Genomic DNA, 20,847 nt, shown 5'->3' with positions numbered 1-20,847 from the left:
TAGAGGTGCAGCAAAACCTGCTTTAACGCGTTGACCCAGGCCGGGTCAGGGCTGATCGACCCCGAACCAGTTCAGCGCCGCCGGATCGGTATTGAGATAGATGTGCTTGAGTTCGGTGAACTCATCCAGCCCGGCCCGTGACAGTTCACGACCGATGCCGCTGGATTTGTAGCCGCCCCACGGCGCCTGCGGAAACGCGGCGTTGTAGTCGTTGATCCACAAGGTGCCGACCCGCAGCCGCTTGGCCATGCGATACGCCTTGCCAATGTTGCGGGTCCAGACGCCCGCCGCCAGACCGTAAGGCGTGTCGTTGGCCAGTTGCAGCGCGTGGGCTTCGCCGCTGAAACGCTCGACGGTGATCACCGGCCCGAACACTTCTTCATGGGCGATGCGCATGTTGGCGGTGACGTTGCCGAGCAAGGTTGGTCGCAACCAGAAGCCGCGTTCGAACTGCTCGGGAATCGTCCCGCCGGCCAGCAAGGTCGCGCCTTGTTCGAGGGCGCCGGCAATCATCGTTAGAATCTGGTCGCGCTGGCTGGCGGAAATCAGCGGGCCCATTTGTGTCAACGGATCGAGGCCGTCACCCAAGCGAATCTTCAGGATGCGTTGCTGTAACGCCGCGATGAATCGATCGTGAATGTCGTCCTCCACCAACAACCGGGAACCGGCGGAACAGATTTGCCCGGCATTGAAAAACACCGCGTTCAGTGCCTGATCCAGTGCCACCTCAAAGTCGGCATCGGCGAACACGATGTTCGGATTCTTGCCTCCGAGTTCCAGCGCCACCCGCTTGAAGTTGCCGGTGGCCGCGCGCATCACCTTGCCGCCGGCACCGGCGCCACCGGTCAGCGACACCAAATCCACCTCATGGCTGGCGGCAAGCAACTCACCGACGTCACCCGGTCCGCAGAGCAGGTTGAACACGCCGTCGGGCAGGCCTGCTTCGTCCAACAACTCGGTCAAACGATGGGCCGTCATCGGCGTCAGGCTGCTGGGTTTGAATACCACGGTGTTGCCAGCGGCCAGGGCCGGGGCGATCTTCCATACCGCTTGCAGCAACGGGTAATTCCACGGTGCGATCAAGGCACACACGCCCACTGGTTCGCGTTGGTTGAAGCTGATCACATGGGCTGGTGCATGACTGTTGACGCTGGCGCTGTCGGCTTCCAGCAATGCGGCGTAATAACGGAACGTCGCCACCACATTGCCGACATCGCCCAGGCTTTCGCCCAGGGTCTTGCCGGCGTTGAGCGTTTCCAGGCGCGCGAGATTCGAGCTGTCCCGTTCGATCAGTTCGGCAATCCGTTGCATGAGTTGGGCGCGCTCGGTCACCGCCATCGTCGGCCACGGCCCGGCATCAAATGCTTCGCGCGCGGCACTGACTGCCCGTTGCGCGTCGACAGCCGCGGCCACGGCGACGTGCGCCAACACTTCTTCGGTCGCGGGGTTGATAACGTCGCGGTAACGCGCCGCCTGTGGCGCCTGCCAAACACCTGCGATGAACAATGGAATCTGCAGCATTTGCGTCTCCAGCCAAGTGGGTCGTGGCGGTCACTATGGCGGCGTTGGCAGCGCTGCTCTTGATCAAACGCGGCATAACCACGCCGTTTTCCCACGGCTGCAACGCCGCGGGATAACGGCAGCCAATGTCGTTTCCCGTCAAGTGCGCGCACGGCGTCTCTCTACACTGCCAACCATCCGATAAGCGATCTGTGGGGGACGCGATGAATCAACCTGTCGAGCAACTGAGAATCCGCCTGGCCTGCGCCTTTCGCTGGGCCGCGCGGCTGAACCTGCACGAGTCGATTGCCAATCACTTCAGCGTCGCGGTTTCGGGGGACGGTCGGGAGTTTTTGATCAACCCCTACGGCAAGCATTTCTCGCGGATCATGGCCAGTGACTTGCTGTTGGTGAACGCTGATGACCCGGCCAGTCTCGACCGGCCGGACGCGCCGGACATCACCGCATGGGCCTTGCACAGCGCCTTGCACCGCAACCAGCCCCACGCCCGTTGCATCCTGCATACCCACTCCAAATACGCGACGGCGCTGGCCTGCCTGGCGGATTCGCGGCTGCCGCCGATCGAGCAGAATGGCATGCGCTTTTTCGAACGTGTGGCCATTGACGACGGGTTCGACGGGATGGGATTGGGGGAGGAGGCCGAGCGGGTCAGCCACCTGTTGGGCGACAAACCGATTCTACTGATGGGCAACCACGGCCTGTTGGTCGCGGCGCCAACCATCGCCCAGGCATTTGATGACCTGTACTACTTCGAGCGGGCTTGCGAGACCTACATCACCGCGCTTTCAACCGGTCGCGAGTTGCGCATCGCCAGCGATGAGATCGCGCGCAAGACCTGCCGGCAGTGGCTCGATTATCCGGGTTTTGCCGACAAGCATTTCAACGCACTGATGGGCATTCTCGACGAAGAAGAGCCGGGCTATCGGCTGTGAGATCAATCGGCCTCGGTCGGCCGGTGCTCCTTGCGCAACGGCTGGCGCATCACCGGGGCGGTCCAGACCTGGCTGCGGTCCTCGCTGGGCGGGCAACCAAAACGCGCGCGATAGGTCCGGGAGAAATGCTCCAGCGAACCAAACCCCGAACAGGCCGCCACTTGCGCGACGCTCAGGCGAGTTTGTTGCAACAGGCTGTGGGCTTTAGCCAACCGCAACGTGATGTAGTACTTGAGCGGTGACAGGCCGGTTTGATGTTTGAATTGCCGCTCCAGTTGCCGGCGCGAGAGGCCGACCTGGCTGGCAATCGCTTCGCAATCGAGTGGCTCCTCCAGGGCCTTTTCCATCAACTGCACCGCGCGGCGAATCTTGCTGCCGTACAGGCCGTTATGGGTCAAGCCGTTATCGAGTTGATTGTCCGCCGGCGCGCGCACGTGGCCCATCAACAGGTGCATGCCAATTTCCCGTGCCAGATCGCTGTCGATGCTTTGGCCGATCCAGCCGAGCAACATGTCCAGCGTGGTGGTTGCACCGGCGCAGGTCATGCGCTGACGCTCAAGCGTATAAAGCTGCGGCTTGGCGTGAACGCGGGGATAGCTTTCCTGAAAGCCTTGCAGGTTGTCCCAATGCACGGCCGCTTCATAGCCGTCGAGCACACCGGCCGCAGCCAACAATTCAGTGCCGGTTTCCACGCCCATCAGCACCGCGCCGAACAACGCCTGTTTGCGCAACCAGCTCTTGAGCGCCAGGTTGCGGCTGTGTTTATGCACATCGAAACTGGCGATCACCAGGCACACATCGAAACCCTGGTCGGCGCGCAGCCCGTCGTTGGCCACGGTGCTCAGGCCATTGCTGGCCTGCACCGGTTCGCCGTCCAGCGACAACAGCGACCACTCGAACAATTGGCGTTGGGTCAGCCAATTGGCGATGGCCAACGGTTCCAGCACGGCGGCCAGACCGAAATTGGAAAACGACGGCAACAGCAGCACCGCCACCCGCAGCGGCGCAACATCGCCACGCTGCCAGGTGAAGCGGGTTTCTGCATTATTGGACGATTGATGACTCATCAGTGATCTCTACCGTTGCCGTGTCTGCCACTGCGGATGAATCCATACCGGCGCCTTGGTAGCCGTTATAGGCGTCAATCCGCGAATCATGTCACTGGCCTTTTCCGCGATCATCACCGTCGGCGCGTTGGTGTTGCCGCTGACGATCACCGGCATGATCGAGGCGTCCACCACCCGCAAGCCGTCGATGCCATGCACCCGCAGCTGCGGATCGACCACCGCTTCCGCGTCGCCCACCGGCCCCATCTTGCAGGTGCCGCTGGCATGGTAGCCGGTTTCCGTGACCTGCCTGGCCCAGGCATCCAGCGCTTCGTCGCTCTGTGCGGCGGGGCCGGGGACCAACTCTTCACCTTTGAACGCGGCCATGGCCGGTTGATCGATGATCTCGCGCACCAGCCGCGCACCCGCGCGCATGTCAGCTCGATCCTGCTCGGTTTCCAGGTAATTGAACAGGATGCGCGGCGGCTGTCGAGGGTCGGCGCTGTTCAGGGTGACGCTGCCCAGGCTGGTGGGGCGCATCAGGTCGATGTGGATCTGGAACGCATGGCCCGGGACCAGGTCGACACTGCCGGGTTGCACGGCCAGTGGCATGAAGGTCAGCTGTAGGTCAGGGTGTTCTACGCCCGCTCGGGAACGGATAAACGCCCCGGCTTCGAAATGATTGCTCGCCGCCAAGCCATCATGGGTGGCGAACCACCGCGCACCGATCCACCATTTACCCGGAGCGGTGGTCCAGGGATACAGCGACACCGGTTGCTTGCACAGGTACTGCACGACGGTGTCCGGGTGATCGTTGAGCCGCCGGCCGACGCCGGGCAGGTCAAGTTTCACGTTGATCCCCAAGTCGCGCAGTTCAGCCGCCGGACCGATGCCCGAGAGCAATAACAGCTGCGGCGAATTGATCGCCCCGGCGGTCAGCAACACTTCGCGCCGGACATGCACTTGATGGATTTCACCGCTCTGTTCGTACTCGATCCCGATGGCGCGATTCCCATCAAACAGGATGCGCAACGCCAGCGCATCAGTGGCCACCCGCACATTGCCGCGAGCCAGTGCTTCGCTCAGATATCCGCGCGAGGTACTCCAGCGACGGCCATTGCGGGTGGTGCGGTCCACCGGCCCGAATGCCTCCTGACGATAGCCATTCAAGTCATCGCTCAAGCCATATCCGGCCTCGGCGCCCGCCGCCAGGAATGCCGCACACAACGGCGTTTGCGTATCGCCGGGCGTGACGTGCAGGTGCCCGGTCGCGCCTCGGTAATCGTCGGCGCCATCGGCATGGGTTTGTGCTCGTTTGAAGTACGGCAGCACCTCCTGATAGCTCCAGCCGTCACAGCCTTGCGCGGCCCAGCCGTCGTAATCCCGGGCATGGCCACGGATGTAAACCATGCCATTGATCGACGATGAACCGCCCAGCGTCCGGCCTCGCGGCGTGCCGATCCGGCGGCCCTCCAGATACGGTTCCGGCTCGGAGTTGTAGCTCCAGTTGTAGCGCGTCCCGCCCACCACGATGCCCACCGCGGACGGCATGTCGATGGTCCAGCTCTTGTCTGCCGGGCCGGCTTCCAGCAGCAGAATCCGCACCGCCGGGTCTTCGCCCAAACGGTTGGCCAGCACGCAGCCTGCTGACCCTGCGCCCACAATCAGGTAATCAAACTCATGGTCGGTCATGGTTCGCTGTGCTCCATCAATGAAAAACGGATCAGTCGGTTACGGCACGCAACCTGTGGGAGCTGGCTTGCCTGCGATAGCGGTGTATCAGGCAGCACAAATGTCGACTGGTACTCCCTCATCGCGGGCAAGCCCGCTCCCACAGGTTCTGTGTATAGACTCAGGCGGCGGAGGGCCCATGAATCCCGTTGAACACCAACCGATGGAAGTGATGCACCAAATGCTCGCTTTCATTGCTGCGCTGGGCATCGATCATGTAGCGGCCCTGGTCGTAGCCGAGGGAATGCAGGCCTTTCTGCACCGAGATGTTCAGCGCGATGTCTTCTGGCCCCAAATCCTCGTTCATCCACTTCATGCAAGACTCGGTGACCGGCGCCGTTTCGCTGTTGGTGGAGTAGTAACCGAAGCGCAGCAGCGAGCGCTCGGCGTCCAGCGGAATCATGATGAACGAACCGAGAAACTCCGAGAACGGGAAGGTATAGAAGGTGTTGTTCGGCCACATGCCGATGTTGAAAAAGCATTCGTCCGCGTTCACCTCGCTTTTCAATGGCACACCGTAGGCTTCGGTCGCCGCGAGATTGGCCGGCGCAACGTAGGTCCACCAGTTGTCGCGTTTGGTCAACTGATAGCCCTTGAAGTCGATCAGCTTGGCCAGGTCGATATGGCACGGCCCGGACAACTTGAAGTGATAACCCTCGATGGAGTTGTCCATGATCACCTTCCAGTTGGCCGGCACGATCACGTCCTGCTCCTCGATCAGGCGCATGTTCTCGAGGTCGGGAAACACCCGGCGCATTTCCTCATCGGCACCGGGGAACAAGTCCCGCAACGACGGCGCTGCCGGGTCGAGGTTGAAGTAGATGAACCCGCCCAGTTCCTCCGTGCGAATCTGCGGAATGTTGAACTGCTGCAATTCGAAGTTCTTCATCTTCTCGCAACGCGGCGCGCTGCGCAGGCTGCCGTCCATTTCGTAGCACCACGAGTGATAGGCGCAACGCACCACGCCGCCCGTGGTGCCGCGACGCGCTTCGAGCAGGCGATTGCCGCGATGCTGGCAAACGTTGTGGAACGCATGGATCTGGCCCTGACGATTTTTTGCCACCACCACGCTCTGGTCGAACAGATCCGTCACCACGTACTGGCCCGGCTCGGCGAACTCGCTGACGTGCCCGGCCACGTGCCAAGCGTGCATGAAGATATTGTCGCGCTCGGCCTTGAACAGGGTCTCGTCGAAAAAGTAGCGCGAGGGCAGGGTGAAGGCTTCTTCCGGATCCTGATGGTCCCAACCCTCGACGGGGCTTTGCTGTTTGCGGGTTTGGAAGTTTTGCATGGGGCGATCTCCACAGTGACTGGCCGCACGGCACGGCGACGTGTTCTGGGAGTTAATCTAGGGCGCGAGGCAGGGGCGGGATTGATGGATTGCGACCAGTTGCGCGAGAAAATCATCAACCCCGTCCCCCTGTAGGAGCTGCCGCAGGCTGCGATCTTTTGATCTTGTTTTTTAAAAGCAAAGTCAAAAGATCGCAGGCTGCGCCAGCTCCTACAGTGGAGGGGAGATTAGAAGGTGTATTTGAAACTGGTCATCAGGTTACGCGGGGCACCGTAGTTACCGGTGTAGCCGGCGAAGTTGTAGTACTCACGGTCGAAGAGGTTGTTCAGGTTGACCGAGGCGCTGAGGTTTTTGCTGATGTCATAGCGGGCCAGCAGATTGGTAATCGCATAGCTGCCTTGGGTGAACGTGTGCAGGTCGCTGCCGACTTTGCTTTGCCAGTTGACGCCGCCACCCACGGTCAACTTGTCGAGCTCGCCGCCCAGTCGATAAGTGGTGAAGGTTTTGAGGCTGTGGCGGGGTAGGGTGGTGTTGATGCGCTGGTCGTCAGCATTGGTGGTGACCGTGTAGGCGTAGCCAGCGCCGAGTTGCCAGCCTTCGGCCAGTTCACCGTCCAGTTGCATCTCCACGCCTTTGGAGGTGGTGTTTTGTTCGGCTTTGTAGACGTTGCTGCCCGGGGCCTCGGCCTGCCACACGGCCAGGTTGTCCTGCTTGAGTTTGAACAGGGCGAGGCTGGAATTGAGCATTCCGTCGTAGTGACTGCCCTTGATGCCGACTTCGTAGCCTTTGCCTTCCATCGGGTCCAGCGGCTTGTTGTTTTCGTCACGCACCCACGAGGCTTGGGGGTTGAAGATGCTGGTGTAGCTGGCGTACAGCGACCAGACGTCGGTCAGGTCGTAGACCACGCCGGTGTAGGGAATGAACACACCGGTTTCCCTGGAGTGGGTCTCGGTTTCATCGCCGGCATAAGGCCGGTCTTCGGTATCGCGTTTCCAGTCGACGACGCGGCCCCCCAGTATCAGGCTCAAGTCGTCGGTCAGGTGAAAGCGCCCGGTAAGGTAGGCGGCATATTGGGTTTCATCGATCGACGATTTGCCGGTGACCGGAAAGTCCGGTTTCGGGTTATTGCCGTCATAGTCGAACAGGTTGTCGATGGCACCCTCGGCAGACCCCGAATAGTCGTACCGCCAGCCGCCGTAACTCGGGACGCTCTCGTTGTACCTGGACAGCGTCAGGCCGCCGATCAACTCATGTTCGCGACCGAACAGGTTCAGTGGCCCGGTCAGGTAGACGTCGAGATTGTCCTGGCGCGGTGTGCCGGTGAACTTGACCGGCAACAGATTGGTGCCGCTGCCATCGGTTTGCAGCGTGCCATTGAGGTAGGTGAACACCTCATCGAATTTGTTTTCGGTGTGTGTGAACTCGATTTTTCCACTCCATCCGTTACCCAGTTGCTGTTCGATGGAGGTGAAGTAACTGGACTGCTCATGATCATTGTGTGACCAGTCCGGGGAGCCGTTGGTCGAGCGACTCAGGTGAGTCCGCTCGCCATTCGGGAAACGCGTCGGCAAGCCCGAACGCAAGGGCGCTTCGACATCGGTGCGCAGGTAGCTGAAGCCCATGGTCAGCAGGGTGTCTTCGCTGAGGTCGAACTCGGTAATGCCGTAGAACAACTGCGAATCCTGCTTGAAACGGTCGATCCAGGCGCCGCCGGTTTTGTAGTCGGCCACCAGACGCCCGCGAACGTTGCCGCTTTCCGTCAACGGCCCGGAAACGTCGAAGCCAGTGCCATAACGATCCCAGTTGCCCGCCTCGCCGGTCACGCTGGCCTGAGCCTGCGCGGTCGGGCGTTTGCGGATCAGGTTGATGGTGGCGGCAGGGTTGCCCAGGCCGCTGATCAGGCCCGTGGCCCCGCGAACGACTTCCACACGGTCGTACTGGGCCATGCTCTGGGCGTAGTTATCCATGCGCGTGACGGTCGGCACGCCGTCGATTTCGAAGTTCTGGATCTCGAAACCACGGGACCAGAAACTGTCGCTTTCCGCGCCCAGGCCGTCGCGCAGCACAATGATCCCGGGTGTCGCGTCCAGGGTGTCGCTTAAGGTGGTCAGGCGTTGGTCATCGAGCCGCTGGCGGGTCATCACCGTCAGCGATTGCGGGGTTTCGCGGGGTGTCAGGTTCAGACGCGTCGAGCTGCTGGACGACAGCGTGGTGTAGGAGCCGCTGTTTTCGGTGGTCGAGCCGGGCGCTTTGCCGGAAATGCTCAGCGCGTCCAGTTGCAAGGCGTCGGTGCCCAGGCGCCGGGCAATCTGATACGAGCCATTGGTGCCGCGCAACGCTTCAAGGTCGGTGCCGGCCAACAGCGTCGCGAGCCCGCTGCCGACGTCGAAACGACCCTGCAAACCACGGGTGCTCAGGCCTTCGGTCAATTGCGCCGGATAGCTGATGAGCACATGAGCGGTTTCACCCAATTGCGCCAGGGCAGTGCTTAACGGTCCGGCCGGGATGGTGAAGTCAACCTGCGATGGCCCCGCCTGGAGGTAACTCGAAGCCAGCATGCATGGACCGGCAACGCTCATGCATGCCATGCCCCGCAGGACGGCGGCGGCGAGTTGCTGCTTGATCAGGTGTGGGCGCCGTTGGCGTATGTGATGCGAGTGCGGCATGTGTCATTCCCCAATGAAAGTGATCTTTGGGGATACAAGTCTCGCGAGAAACGAAAACGGCTCACCCGAACGGAAAAAAGATTCAGCTGTGGACGCGTTTCGACTTTAGCGTTACCCAGTAGCGCGTCATGTGGTGCACGTCGAGGCTGAAGGTATCGCTCACGGCCGCGAGCACTCGGTCAGTGTCATCCAGTGGAAAGGTGCCGGAAACCTTCAAATCGGCAAGGCCCGGATCGCAGCCCAGATGCCCGCGACGGTAACGCGCCAGTTCGGCCAGAAAATCCTCCAGGCGCTGGCCCTGGGCGATGATCATGCCGTGGCTCCAGGCCTGCTCGGTGCCGATACGTGGGCGCTGCGACAGCAACTGGCGGTGATCGAAACTGACCACTTGGCCTTGCGCCACAGTGGCAAAGCCGTCGCGTTGATCCAGCGGATAAATGCCGATTATTCCGGCAAGGCTGCTGGCCTGGGTAAAGCCCTGGCGCTGGCGCACGGCAACACGTTGGCCCAGCAGTTGAATCCGGCCTTGCGCAGTGTGTACCCACAGTGGCCGGCCGGGTGGTGCGTCCACGAGAATCTCGCCTCGCAGCAGGTGAATCAAGCGGGCTTGCTGATCGAAACGCACGTCGATGGCGCTGTCGGTATTGAGTTGCACCTGCACCTGTTCGGCCAACTGCACGCTGCGGCGCTCGCCGACGGCGCTGCTGAAGTCGCTGGTCCAGTCTTGCACCAGCGAGGTGTCTTTGGCGGTCCAGGCAGAACCGGCGGCGGCCAACAGTAGGGCGAGGTTTTTCAGCGCGCTGCGGCGCGAGAGCATCGGCGACAGCACGGCACTGGCGAGCGCTTGCTGGCCAGGTGAACGCAGGGTGTTCATGCGCGAAGAAAAGGCTTGCGCCCGTTGCCAGGCCATTTCGTGCAGCGCGTCGGCCTGTCGCCACTTCAACCAGTCAGCACGGGTTTGCGCGTCGACTTCCGGCTCTTGCAGCTCCAGCAGCCAATGCATGGCCTGTTCGGCCACGGGCAGAGGAATCGATCCCTGGCTCACCGAAGCTGTCTGCGACTTCATCAAGCCAGGCTGCCATCAAGCACGATGCACTGAGCACCGGCCTTTACGATGTAGCGTTTTACCGTGGCCATCGAAACCTGCAACCGTTGTGCGATCTCGCCGTGACTCAGGCCGTCCAGTTGCGACCACAAAAAAGCCCTGCGCACGGGCAGGTCAAGACGCTCCAGCACGGCGTTCAGCTCCAACAGGGTTTCCAGCATGATGGCCTGGGTCTCGAGGTCCGGCACAACCGCTTCCGGCAGTGTCGCCAAGACTTGCAGATAAGCCTTTTCAAGCTTCTGCCGTCGGTAATGGTTGGACAAGACACTTTGCGCAACCGTTACCAGGAAGCTGCGGGGTGCGTGGAGCTCAATCAACTCAGCCTTGGCCAGCAAGCGGACAAAGACGTCCTGCGCCAGATCCGCCGCGCTGTGGGAGCAACCGAGACGGCACCGCAGCCAGCGTTGCAGCCAGGAATGCTGCTCGCGGTAAAGGGTCGCGAGGCCGTGGTGGCTTGCTGAAGGGGTCGAAGGCATTGGGTTTCGCACAGATGAAAAAACTATAAATGATAATGATTATCATATTTGGCGTTTTGTTCACTGGCAAGCGCTGTGAAAAATCCTTCGGGAATCACAGACCCTGTAGCCGCTGGCGGAGCCTGCGTCCGGCTGCGCAGCAGTCGTAAAACCTGGCTGCGAGGTCTATCTGAAACACTGCTTCGTCTGATTTACGACTGCTGCGCAGCCGAACGCAGCCTCGCAAGCTCGACAGCTGCTACAGGGCCGGACGCAGCCTCGCAGGCTCGATAGCTGCTACAGGGCCGGACGCAGGGTTTGCGTTCAACCTGAAATTCTGTAGGAGCAAGCTTGCTCGCGATAGCATCGCCGCGGTCATCCCGTTGCACCGCGTTGTCTGCATCGCCAGCAAGCCGGCTCCTATGGAGGGGGCGTTAATCCTCGCGTTTAACCACCAGGGTCAGAATGTCGTAGCTGGCAACCAGTTCGCCCAGTTGGTTTGTGACCTCCACATCCCACGCCACCACGCCTTGCGGAATGCCTTGCGGGCTCTTTTTGCCCTGGTCGATTTTGCGTTTGCAGGTCAGGCGCGCCTGGATGGTGTCGCCGATGCCGACCGGGTTGATGAAGCGCAGGGTGTCGAGGCCGTAGTTGGCCAGGACCGGGCCGGGCGCCGGGGACACGAACAGGCCGGCGGCGGCCGACAGCACGAAGTAACCGTGGGCGATGCGTTTGCCGAATTGCGATTCCTTGGCGGCGATGTCGTCGAAGTGCATGTAGAAGTGGTCGCCGGACAGGCAACCGAAGTTCACCAGGTCGGCCTCGGTCACGGTGCGGCGGTGGGTGAGTAGCGATTCACCGATCTGCAAATCCTGGAAGAAGCGGCGGAACGGGTGCACTTCGGTTTCGATGACCTTGGCGCCGCGCACGTATTCGCCAGTAACGGCGGCGAGCATGGTCGGTGAGCCTTGCACGGCGGCGCGTTGCAGGTAGTGTTTCACCGCGCGCAAGCCGCCAAGTTCTTCACCGCCGCCGGCACGGCCCGGGCCGCCATGTTTGAGGTGTGGCAGGGGCGGACCGCGGCCGGGGGATTCGGCGGCGGATTCGCGGTCCAGCACCAGCAAGCGGCCGGGCCAGGCAGCGGCGACCGGAATGGCCTTGGCGGCGATTTGTGGGTCCTTGGTGATCAGACTGGCCACCAGGCTGCCCTTGCCGCGAGCGGCCAGGACCAGTGCTTCATCCAGATCGCCGTAGGCCATCAAGGTGCTGACCGGGCCAAACGCTTCGATGTCATGGGCGCCACCTTCGGCGTGTGGGTCGCGAGCCTGCAACAGCGTCGGCGCGAAGAACGCACCCTGGCTGACGTTTTCACCGCGCGGTTCAAAACCGTCGCGGGCACCGAACAACAGATCGCTGCTCTGCAACAGGCTTTCCAGGCGCTCGGCGACGTCTGTTTGCTGATCGTGGGAGGCCAATGGGCCCATGCGCACGCCTTCCACCGACGGGTCACCGACCACGACTTTTTTCAGTCGATCGCGCAAGCGAGTGGCGACCGCGTCGATGTGTTTCGCCGGAACGATGGCGCGGCGGATGGCGGTGCATTTCTGCCCGGCCTTGGTGGTCATCTCGCGGGCGACTTCCTTGATGAACAGCTCGAACTCTTCGTCGTCCGGGGTCACGTCCGGGGCGAGGATCGCGCAGTTCAGCGAGTCGGCCTCGGCGTTGAATGGCACCGAGTTGCGGATCAGATTCGGATTGACCCGCAGCTTGGCGGCAGTGTCGGCGGAGCCGGTGAAGGTCACCACGTCCTGGCCTTGCAGGCGATCGAGCAAGTCACCGGTGCTGCCGATGATCAATTGCAGGCTGCCCGCCGGGAGCAAACCGGATTCGTCCATCAGCCGCACCACGGCTTCGGTCAGGTAGCTGGTGGCGCTGGCCGGTTTGACGATGCACGGCATGCCGGCGAGAAAGCTCGGGGCGAATTTTTCCAGCATGCCCCAGATCGGGAAGTTGAAGGCGTTGATGTGCACGGCCAGGCCGCCACGGGGCACCAGAATATGCGTGCCGGCGAAGGTGCCGAGTTTGCTCAGTTGCATCGCCGGGCCTTCGTGGACGATGTTGCCCGATGGCAATTCCCGCGAGCCGAGGCTGGCGTAGGTGAACAGCGTGCTGTTGCCGCCTTCGATGTCGATCCAGCTGTCGGCGCGGGTGGCGCCGCTGTGGTGGGAGATCGCGTAGAGCTGTTCTTTGCGTTCGCTCAGGTACAAGGCCAGCGCCTTGAGGCGCTGGGCGCGTTGCTGGAAGTCCAGCGCCATCAGTCCGCTGACGCCCTGGCGGCGACCGTGCTCGATGGCTTCGGCGAAGTCCGGGCGCTCTTCGTGAGTACGCGCAATCTCATGGCCGTCGATGGCGCTGCGCAGCACTTGGGCACCGTGTTGGCCGATCCAGCGACCGGCGATGAAACTTTGCAGGGTAGGGGCGTGAGACATCACGATTGCTCCTGGTTGTGAAAGGTTTTGGCGCGACCGTGACCGCGCCATTCAGGGATTACCAAAGTGCCAAGGTGTAACCGACTATCAGCCGGTTCTCGTCGAGGTCGGTGGTCAAGCCGTTGCCGGAACGGAAGGTCACGTTGCGCCAGCGCAGGCTGACGTCCTTGAACACGCCGCTCTGGATCACGTAACTGATGTCGGTGTCGCGTTCCCGCTCGCGGCCGTTGTCGACACTGCCGGCCTTGACGTGGTTGCCGTCGGTGTAACGGGTCATGAAGGTCAGGCCGGGGATGCCTTGCGCCGCGAAGTCATAGTCGTAACGCAGTTGCCAGGAGTCTTCGTCGGCGCGGGTGTAGGTGTTGAAGGTCACCAGGTTGACCACGTACGGATCGCCGCCGTTGAGGAACGGAAAGGCGCTGTCGCCGGACAATTGCTGGTACGTCGCGCTGACCTTGTGCGCACCGTGGGACACGCTGAACATGCTGTTGAAGTTGCGGTTGTCGATGCGCCCGGCCCGCTCGGCGCCATCGCCGCGACTGTCGAAATAGCGAATGTCGCTGCGCAGGTTGAACCCGTTGCCCAGCGGCTGGGTATGCACCAGCCCGACGAACTGCTGGCGATAGATCTGATCGAGCTTGCCGTAGTAGTAGCTCAGGTTCAGTTGCGGGCTGAAGGCGTAGCTGCCGCCGGCGAAGTCGAAGTGATCGCTGCTGGCGGCGCCGAAGCCGATGTCATCGTTGCTGGAAGAGTCCCGCAGGTTGGCCTTGGTCAGGCGCCCGGCATTGACCGTCAGGCCGCTGATTTCCTGGCTGGTCAGCAAGCCGCCCTCAAAGGTCGAACCCAGCAGGCGGGTGTCGTTGTAGGTCGCCACCGGCAGCAACGGTTGCAAGGTGCCGAGTTTCAACACGCTTTTGGATACCCGCAGCTTGCCGGTCAGCCCCAGCTGGCTGAACTCGTCAGCCGGTTCATGGCTGGTCGGGCCGAAGGGCAACAGCCCGGTGCCACGGCGATCCGCGCTGGAATCGAGTTTCAATCCCAGCTCGCCCAGCGCGTCCAAACCGAAGCCGAAGGTGCCATCGGTGAACCCTGACTCGACGCGGGCGGTGAAGCCCTGCGCCCATTCCTCGGCCTTGGATTGCGGCGCGTTGTCCTGACGGAAATCGCGGTTGATGTAGTGGTTGCGCATTTCAATACGGGCCTTGCTGTCGTCGATGAAGTCGGCCATGGCAACGGGGGCGACCATGGGCAGACTCAATGCGGCGGCCAGCGAAAACAGTGATTCGTAAGGTGCGGTACGTGCGGGCTTCATTATTTTTATTCCCTGCCATCAGATCGATCGTTGTTTAGTGCTTGCTGGCGCCGGAGGCACCGATTCCGGTCATCGAACGGATGAACTGCGCCAGATAACGTCCGCGCTCAAGGGCTGCGCGAGGCGAGGTGTCGGTGACGGAAAACACCCAGGCGCTTAAGAACGCCAGGCTCATGGAGAACAGCGCCGGGTTGGAGTAGGGGAACAGGGCTTTGTCGTGATGCAGCACGTTGACCCACACCGCCGGGCTCAGCACCAGCAAGACAATCGCCGAGGTCAGCCCGGCCAGGCTGCCGGTGACCGCGCCACGAGTAGTCAGGCCTTTCCAGTACATCGAGAGGAACAACACCGGGAAATTCACCGACGCGGCGATGGCCAGGACCAGCCCGGAGAGGAACGCGATGTTCTGCGATTCGAACAACAGGCCGAGGATGATCGCCAGTACGCCGATGCACAGCGTGGCGATCCGCGAGACGCGAATTTCCTGCTGCTCGGAGGCCTGGCCCTTGCGCATCACGCAGGCATACAAATCGTGGGACACCGCCGACGCGCCGGACAACGCCAACCCGGCAACCACCGCCAGAATGGTCGCGAAGGCCACCGCCGAGATGAAGCCGAGGAACAGGTTGCCGCCGACGGCTTGCGCCAGGTGCACGGCGATCATGTTGCCGCCGCCGATGATTGCGCCGCTGGCATCGCGGAACGCTGGATCGGTGCCGACCATGACGATCGCGCCGAAGCCGACGATGATCAGCAGCAAGTAGAAATAGCCGATGAAACCGGTGGCGTAGAACACGCTTTTACGCGCTTCCTTGGCATCGCTGACGGTGAAGAAACGCATCAGGATATGCGGCAGGCCGGCGGTGCCGAACATCATGCCCAGGCCCAGCGAGATTGCATCGATAGGGTTCGACAGCAATCCGCCGGGCGCCATGATCGCATTGCCCTTGGCATGCACGGCGGTGGCGCCGGCGAACATTGCTTCAGTGCTGAAACCGAAATGCTTGAGCACCATGAACGCCATGAAGGTGGTGCCGAACAGCAGCATCACCGCTTTGATGATCTGCACCCACGTGGTGGCGAGCATACCGCCGAAGGTCACGTAGAACACCATCAACACGCCGACCAGCATCACCGCGTAGAGGTAATCGATACCGAACAGCAACTCGATCAGCTTGCCGGCACCAACCATCTGCGCCACCAGGTACATCAGGGCTACGGTCAGGGTGCCGAAGGCCGAGGTCAGGCGCACCGGGGTTTGTTCGAGGCGATAGGAGACCACGTCGGCGAAGGTGTATTTGCCGAGGTTGCGCAGGCGTTCCGCGATCAGGAACAGAATGATCGGCCAGCCTGCCAACACGCCCAGTGCGTAGAGCAAACCGTCATAGCCATTGAGGAACATCATCGCCGAGATGCCGAGGAAGGACGCTGCGGAAATCATGTCGCCGGCAATCGCCAAGCCGTTCTGGAAACCGGTCATGCCTCCGCCGGCGGTGTAGAAATCACTGGCGGAACGGGTGCGCAACGCGGCCCAGCGCGTGACGCCGAGGGTGAACAGGACGAACACCAGGAACATGCCGATGGCGTTCCAGTTCAGTGGACGGGATGCGCCGTCGGCTGCGGCCGCAAAGTCCGCGACAAAGACCAGAGGCAACAGGAACAACGCCAGAAAACGGCTCATTGGGCGCACTCCTGTTTCAGCTTTTCATTGAGCGGATCGATCACGTTGTTGGCGCGATAGACGTAGAAACCGGTCAGCGCGAACGCCAACACCACGATCACCACACCGACCAGCATGCCCACGCTGGTCACGCCGCCACTCAGGGATTGGCCGAGGGTGCTGGGGGAGAACGCCACTAGCAGGACAAAGCCGAAATAGATCACCAGCATGATCAGCGACAGTGACCAGTACAGGTTCTGTTTGCGGCGAACCAACTGGATGAAGTCGGGGTGCTGGCGGATGAGTTCTACGTCTTTGGGGGTCATGGCGCGCTCTCGTTTGTTGTTTTTGTTGTGGGTAAATCTGAATTGCGATCCCCCTGTAGGAGCTGGCTTGCCAGCGAAGGCGGCCTCAAGATCGATGGTGATCTCACTGGCCGCTTCGCTGGCAAGCCAGCTCCTACAGGGGGTGTGGTGCTTTAGAGTTGGTCGAAGTCAAGGACGACCTTGTCGCTGATCGGGAATGCCTGGCACGACAGCACATAGCCGGCGGCCACTTCGTAGTCTTCCAGGGCGTGGTTGCTGTCCATGTCCACTTCGCCTTCGATGACCTTGCATTTGCAGGTCGAGCACACGCCGGCCTTGCACGAGTAGGGCAGTTCGGCGCCTTGGGCGTTGCCGGCGTCGAGAATGCTTTGCGTGTTGCGCGGCAGGTCGAAGGCCAGGGCGCGACCGTCGCTGATCACGGTGATCTGGCTGACTGCCGCATCAACCTGGCGTGCCGCCTCGCGGGCTTGGCGTTTTTGCGGGCTGCCGGCAGCGGCGAACAATTCGAAGTGGATGCGCTCTGCCGGCATGCCTTTGGCTTTGAGGCTGTCGCAAACGGTTTCGGTCATCTCCTGCGGGCCGCAGATGAACGCCGCGTCGAGGGCTTTGACGTCGAGCCAGCGGCTGAACAATTGCTCGCACTTCTCGGCGTTGATCCGGCCGTTGTACAGGTCGACATCCTGCTGCTCACGGCTGAACACGAAGATCAGGTTCAGGCGCTGCAAGTAGCGGTTTTTCAGGTCTTCGAGTTGCTCGCGAAACAACGCGCCGGAGCTGGAACGGTTGCCATACAGCAGCGTGACGCGGCTGTGCGGTTCGGTTTGCAGGGTGGTCTTGATGATCGACAGGATCGGCGTGATGCCACTGCCCGCCGCGACCGCCAGGTAGTTGCCATGACGAGTCGGGTCGAGTTCGACATGGAAGTGCCCGGCCGGCGGCATCACTTCCAGGCTGTGCCCGGCCTTCAGCTGTTCGTTGGCAAACGCGGAAAAACGCCCGCCGGCCACACGCTTGATGGCGATGCGCAGTTCACCGTCATTGACCCCGGTGCAGATCGAATAGGAGCGGCGCACTTCTTCGCCGTCCATCTGCGTGCGCATCACCAGGTGCTGGCCCTGGGTGAAGTGAAAACTGTCTTGCAGGTGCTGCGGAATCTCGAAGGCGATGGACACCGCGTCACGGGTCTCGGGGCGCACGTCCTTGATGGTCAGGCTGTGAAATTTACTCATTTTTATTCTCCAGCTGGGACGGCCGATCGCCGCTCAGATGCACTTGAAATAGTCGAACGGTTCGCGGCAATCGACGCAGCGGTACAACGCTTTGCAGGCGGTGGAGCCGAATTCGCTGAGCACTTCGGTGTGCGTGCTGCCGCATTGCGGGCAGGCGATCACCGGGCTTTCGCCGAGCAGGCTGCGTTTGCTGGTGCTGCCGTCGGGCGGGGCGATGCCGTAGGCACGCAGGCGTTCGCGGCCCATGTCGGTGATCCAGTCAGTGGTCCAGGCCGGGGTCAATTTGCGCTCCAGTTGCGGGGCCCTGAACCCGGCGAGTTCCAGTGCGTCGCGGATATCGCTTTCGATCACTTCGGTGGCGGGGCAGCCGGAGTAGGTCGGCGTGACCACCACGTGCAAATGACCGGCCTGCCAGTCGAGATCGCGAACGATGCCGAGGTCGACCACGCTGACTACCGGCACTTCCGGGTCCATGACCTGCGCCAATGTCGCCCACGCGGCGGCCAGGTCGGTCGGTTGTGCCGGCCGTGCACCCTGGTCGCTGGCGATCAGCTCACCAGGTCGCATCGGGGTACGCTCGCGGCAGGAATTGCATCTCGGCCAGCAAAATACCCAGGTGTTCGGTGTGCAGGCCCTTGCGTGCGTTCAGGTAGAAATAGCTCGGTGCGGCGGGCACGGGCAGGGTGGCGCTGGCGAAAATCTCGCTGACCTTGGCTTGCCACGCCGCGGCGACTTGCGCGGTATCCGGGGTGATGCCGGCCTCGCCCAGACGTTGTTCGCTGTCGTCGGCACTGGTCAGTTCAATGGTGAAACGCCAGACCTCAGGGATGGCCGCGAGCATGCGTCTGTGGCTTTCTTCGGTGCCGTCACCCAGACGCTCGACCCACTCGCCGGAGCGGCGCAGGTGATAGGTGACTTCCTTCACTGCTTTGGCGGCGATCCCGGCAATGCGCTCGTCGCTGGACTGGCTCAGCCCACTGAGCACTTGCAGGTGCCAGGCGTCGTAGAGGAATTGTTTGAGAATGGTCACCGCGTAATCGCCGTTGGGTTGTTCTACCAGCAGCAAGTTGCGATAGGCGCGCTCATCGCGGCGGAACGCCAGGTGATCGGCATCGCGACCGTCGTCCAGCAGTTCGGCGGCGTAGTCCAGCCAGTTGCGGGCCTGGCCGACGAGGTCGAGGCCGACGTTCATCAGCGCCAGCTCTTCTTCCAGCGCCGGGGCCTTGCCGCACCATTGGCACAGGCGCTGGCCCTGGATCAGGGCGCTGTCGCCGAGGCGCAGCAGGTATTCGATCAGATCAGTCTTAGTGTTCATGGTCGACCTCACATGTGCCCGACTTCGGCCGGCAGCTCGTAGAAGCTGGCGTGGCGATAGACCTTGTCGTCCGCCGGGTCGAACAGCGGGTCTTTTTCATCCGGGGAGGAGGCGGTGATCAACGCCGAAGGCACGACCCACAGGCTCACGCCTTCGCTGCGGCGGGTGTACAACTCGCGCGCGGTCTCGATGGCCATGGTGGGGTCGGCGGCATGCACGCTGCCGACATGCTTGTGGTTGAGGCCGTGCTTGCTGCGCACGAAGACTTCAAAAAGGGTCCATTCGGACATGACGTTCACTCCACATTGTTTGCTTTTGTAGGAGCTGCCGCAGGCTGCGATCTTTTGGCGGCGTTGAAATCGCTGAAGATCAGGATCAAAAGATCGCAGCCTTCGGCAGCTCCTACGATTTTGTTGGGCCGATCAGGCGGCGTTCTTGTTCTGTTTTTTACGCGCGTGGGCGACCGCGGCTTCGCGGACCCAGGCACCGTCTTCAATGGCTTTGCGGCGGGTGGCCACACGTTCCTGGTTGCACGGACCGTTGCCCTTGAGCACTTCGTAGAATTCGCTCCACTGGATTTCGCCGAAGTCGTAGTGGCCGCGCTCGGCATTCCACTTCAATTCCGGATCGGGGCAGGTGCAGCCCAGCAATTCCAGTTGCGGGATGGTCTGGTCGATGAAGCGCTGGCGCAGTTCGTCGTTGCTCTGGCGCTTGATTTTCCAGGCCATGGATTGGGCGCTGTTCGGCGAGTGTTCATCGCTCGGGCCGAACATCATCAGCGACGGCCACCACAGGCGGTTGATCGCGTCCTGGACCATGTCTTTTTGCGCCTGATTACCGTGGCGCATCATGGTCAGGAGAATTTCGTAGCCCTGGCGCTGGTGGAAACTTTCTTCCTTGCAGATCCGCACCATGGCCCGGGAATAGGGGCCATAAGACGTGCGCTGCAACACCACCTGGTTGACGATCGCCGCACCATCCACCAGCCAGCCCACCGCGCCCATGTCGGCCCAGTTCAGCGTCGGGTAATTGAAGATGCTCGAGTACTTGGCCTTGCCGCTGTGCAGCTTGGCGATTTCTTCATCGCGGTCGGCACCGAGGGTTTCCATGGCGCTGTACAGGTACAGGCCGTGGCCGGCTTCGTCCTGAATCTTGGCCATCAATTGCAGTTTGCGTTTGAGCGACGGCGCGCGGGTGACCCAGTTGCCTTCGGGCAGCATGCCGACGATTTCCGAGTGGGCATGCTGGGAGATCTGCCGGATCAGGGTTTGGCGATAGGCATCAGGCATCCAGTTTTTGGCTTCGATCTTGATTTCTGAATCGATTTTTTCCTGGAAGGCGCGTTCCTGGTCGGACATCTCCGAGAGGTCTTTGATGCGCTTTACGCCTGTTTCTACGAGCTGTGCGTACATGGGGGGTCTCCCGCCTTGAATCTTGTCGAGGGCATGGAGAACTTTATAAGCGATACAGAAACTAATATCAAACATAAAATATCGTGTCGTATGTGTTTTTGTATCGCTTTTGGATGAGCGGGAGCTTTGGGTGCGGCAGATCTGAAACCCAAGCAAAGCAACCGCAAAATCAAAACATTTGAAACACCACCCCTGTAGGAGCTGGCTTGCCAGCGAAAGGGTCGTGTCAGGCAATGCATTTCTCTGGGTTGAGGACGCCTTCGCTGGCAAGCCAGCTCCTACAGAGGGCACGCCAAGCCGGCCGATATCCAAACTCTGGTGTGGCGTTGTCTTCGGCTATCCAGCGACCGCGACATC

The 20,847-nt window shown here is 61.6% G+C and carries 17 protein-coding genes; 1 reads left to right on the top strand and 16 read right to left on the bottom strand.

Translation table 11 applies throughout. The features are described from left to right. Positions 1 to 45 precede the first annotated feature (45 nt). A complete protein-coding gene (locus AEQ67_RS27885) occupies positions 46 to 1,521 on the bottom strand; it encodes an aldehyde dehydrogenase family protein (RefSeq protein ID WP_059406977.1) in 1,476 nt (491 codons plus the stop codon). A gap of 203 nt (positions 1,522 to 1,724) precedes the next feature. Between AEQ67_RS27885 and AEQ67_RS27880 the strand changes: the two genes are divergently transcribed. Next, the gene (locus AEQ67_RS27880; protein WP_059406976.1) at positions 1,725 to 2,453 is read left to right on the top strand and encodes a class II aldolase and adducin N-terminal domain-containing protein; all 729 of its coding nucleotides are present in this window, start codon (positions 1,725 to 1,727) and stop codon (positions 2,451 to 2,453) included. 2 nt (positions 2,454 to 2,455) lie between these two features. On the opposite strand, the gene AEQ67_RS27875 is transcribed toward AEQ67_RS27880, so the two are convergent. The 15 genes from AEQ67_RS27875 to paaA form a co-directional block, all read right to left on the bottom strand. After that, a complete protein-coding gene (locus AEQ67_RS27875; RefSeq protein ID WP_059406975.1) occupies positions 2,456 to 3,520 on the bottom strand; it encodes a GlxA family transcriptional regulator in 1,065 nt (354 codons plus the stop codon). A gap of 9 nt (positions 3,521 to 3,529) precedes the next feature. Then, the gene (locus tag AEQ67_RS27870; RefSeq protein ID WP_059406974.1) at positions 3,530 to 5,191 is read right to left on the bottom strand and encodes a choline dehydrogenase; all 1,662 of its coding nucleotides are present in this window, start codon (positions 5,189 to 5,191) and stop codon (positions 3,530 to 3,532) included. A gap of 160 nt (positions 5,192 to 5,351) precedes the next feature. Continuing rightward, the gene (locus tag AEQ67_RS27865) at positions 5,352 to 6,521 is read right to left on the bottom strand and encodes an aromatic ring-hydroxylating oxygenase subunit alpha (protein ID WP_059406973.1); all 1,170 of its coding nucleotides are present in this window, start codon (positions 6,519 to 6,521) and stop codon (positions 5,352 to 5,354) included. Between the two features lie 227 nt (positions 6,522 to 6,748). After that, entirely contained in the window at positions 6,749 to 9,187 is a 2,439-nt protein-coding gene (locus AEQ67_RS27860) for a TonB-dependent siderophore receptor (protein WP_082377973.1), read from the bottom strand. Between the two features lie 82 nt (positions 9,188 to 9,269). After that, positions 9,270 to 10,253 carry a FecR domain-containing protein gene (locus AEQ67_RS27855; RefSeq protein ID WP_059406972.1) on the bottom strand — a complete coding sequence of 328 codons (984 nt, stop codon included), beginning with the start codon at positions 10,251 to 10,253 and terminating at the stop codon, positions 9,270 to 9,272. Then, positions 10,253 to 10,768 carry a sigma-70 family RNA polymerase sigma factor gene (locus tag AEQ67_RS27850; RefSeq protein ID WP_059406971.1) on the bottom strand — a complete coding sequence of 172 codons (516 nt, stop codon included), beginning with the start codon at positions 10,766 to 10,768 and terminating at the stop codon, positions 10,253 to 10,255. Before AEQ67_RS27850 ends, AEQ67_RS27855 begins: the two co-directional genes overlap by 1 nt. Positions 10,769 to 11,181: 413 nt before the next feature. After that, positions 11,182 to 13,236: a phenylacetic acid degradation bifunctional protein PaaZ gene (paaZ, locus tag AEQ67_RS27845; RefSeq protein WP_059406970.1), complete on the bottom strand. Its 2,055-nt coding sequence runs from the start codon at positions 13,234 to 13,236 to the stop codon at positions 11,182 to 11,184. A 58-nt stretch (positions 13,237 to 13,294) separates the two neighbouring features. Then, positions 13,295 to 14,548, bottom strand: a complete 1,254-nt coding sequence (locus tag AEQ67_RS27840; protein ID WP_059406969.1) for an OprD family porin — start codon at positions 14,546 to 14,548, stop codon at positions 13,295 to 13,297. 34 nt (positions 14,549 to 14,582) lie between these two features. Further along, the gene (locus AEQ67_RS27835; RefSeq protein ID WP_082377972.1) at positions 14,583 to 16,229 is read right to left on the bottom strand and encodes a cation acetate symporter; all 1,647 of its coding nucleotides are present in this window, start codon (positions 16,227 to 16,229) and stop codon (positions 14,583 to 14,585) included. Continuing rightward, positions 16,226 to 16,534, bottom strand: coding sequence for a DUF485 domain-containing protein (locus AEQ67_RS27830; protein ID WP_059406968.1), 309 nt, complete (start codon positions 16,532 to 16,534; stop codon positions 16,226 to 16,228). The genes AEQ67_RS27835 and AEQ67_RS27830 overlap by 4 nt, the downstream gene beginning before the upstream one ends. 152 nt (positions 16,535 to 16,686) lie before the next feature. Then, on the bottom strand, positions 16,687 to 17,763 hold the full coding sequence (gene paaE, locus AEQ67_RS27825) for a 1,2-phenylacetyl-CoA epoxidase subunit PaaE (RefSeq protein WP_059406967.1): 1,077 nt from the start codon (positions 17,761 to 17,763) through the stop codon (positions 16,687 to 16,689). 33 nt (positions 17,764 to 17,796) lie between these two features. Continuing rightward, on the bottom strand, positions 17,797 to 18,330 hold the full coding sequence (gene paaD, locus AEQ67_RS27820; protein ID WP_059406966.1) for a 1,2-phenylacetyl-CoA epoxidase subunit PaaD: 534 nt from the start codon (positions 18,328 to 18,330) through the stop codon (positions 17,797 to 17,799). Then, complete coding sequence (gene paaC / locus AEQ67_RS27815; protein WP_059406965.1) at positions 18,317 to 19,078, bottom strand: 1,2-phenylacetyl-CoA epoxidase subunit PaaC; 762 nt, start codon at positions 19,076 to 19,078, stop codon at positions 18,317 to 18,319. The genes paaD and paaC overlap by 14 nt, the downstream gene beginning before the upstream one ends. 8 nt (positions 19,079 to 19,086) lie before the next feature. After that, positions 19,087 to 19,368, bottom strand: coding sequence for a 1,2-phenylacetyl-CoA epoxidase subunit PaaB (gene paaB / locus AEQ67_RS27810; protein ID WP_059406964.1), 282 nt, complete (start codon positions 19,366 to 19,368; stop codon positions 19,087 to 19,089). 132 nt (positions 19,369 to 19,500) lie between these two features. Next, complete coding sequence (gene paaA, locus AEQ67_RS27805; RefSeq protein WP_059406963.1) at positions 19,501 to 20,490, bottom strand: 1,2-phenylacetyl-CoA epoxidase subunit PaaA; 990 nt, start codon at positions 20,488 to 20,490, stop codon at positions 19,501 to 19,503. Positions 20,491 to 20,847: the final 357 nt, after the last annotated feature.

The sequence above is a fragment of the Pseudomonas sp. RIT-PI-q genome, from assembly GCF_001297125.1.
Lineage (GTDB): Bacteria > Pseudomonadota > Gammaproteobacteria > Pseudomonadales > Pseudomonadaceae > Aquipseudomonas.
This window is presented reverse-complemented; position numbering and strand designations above follow the sequence as displayed.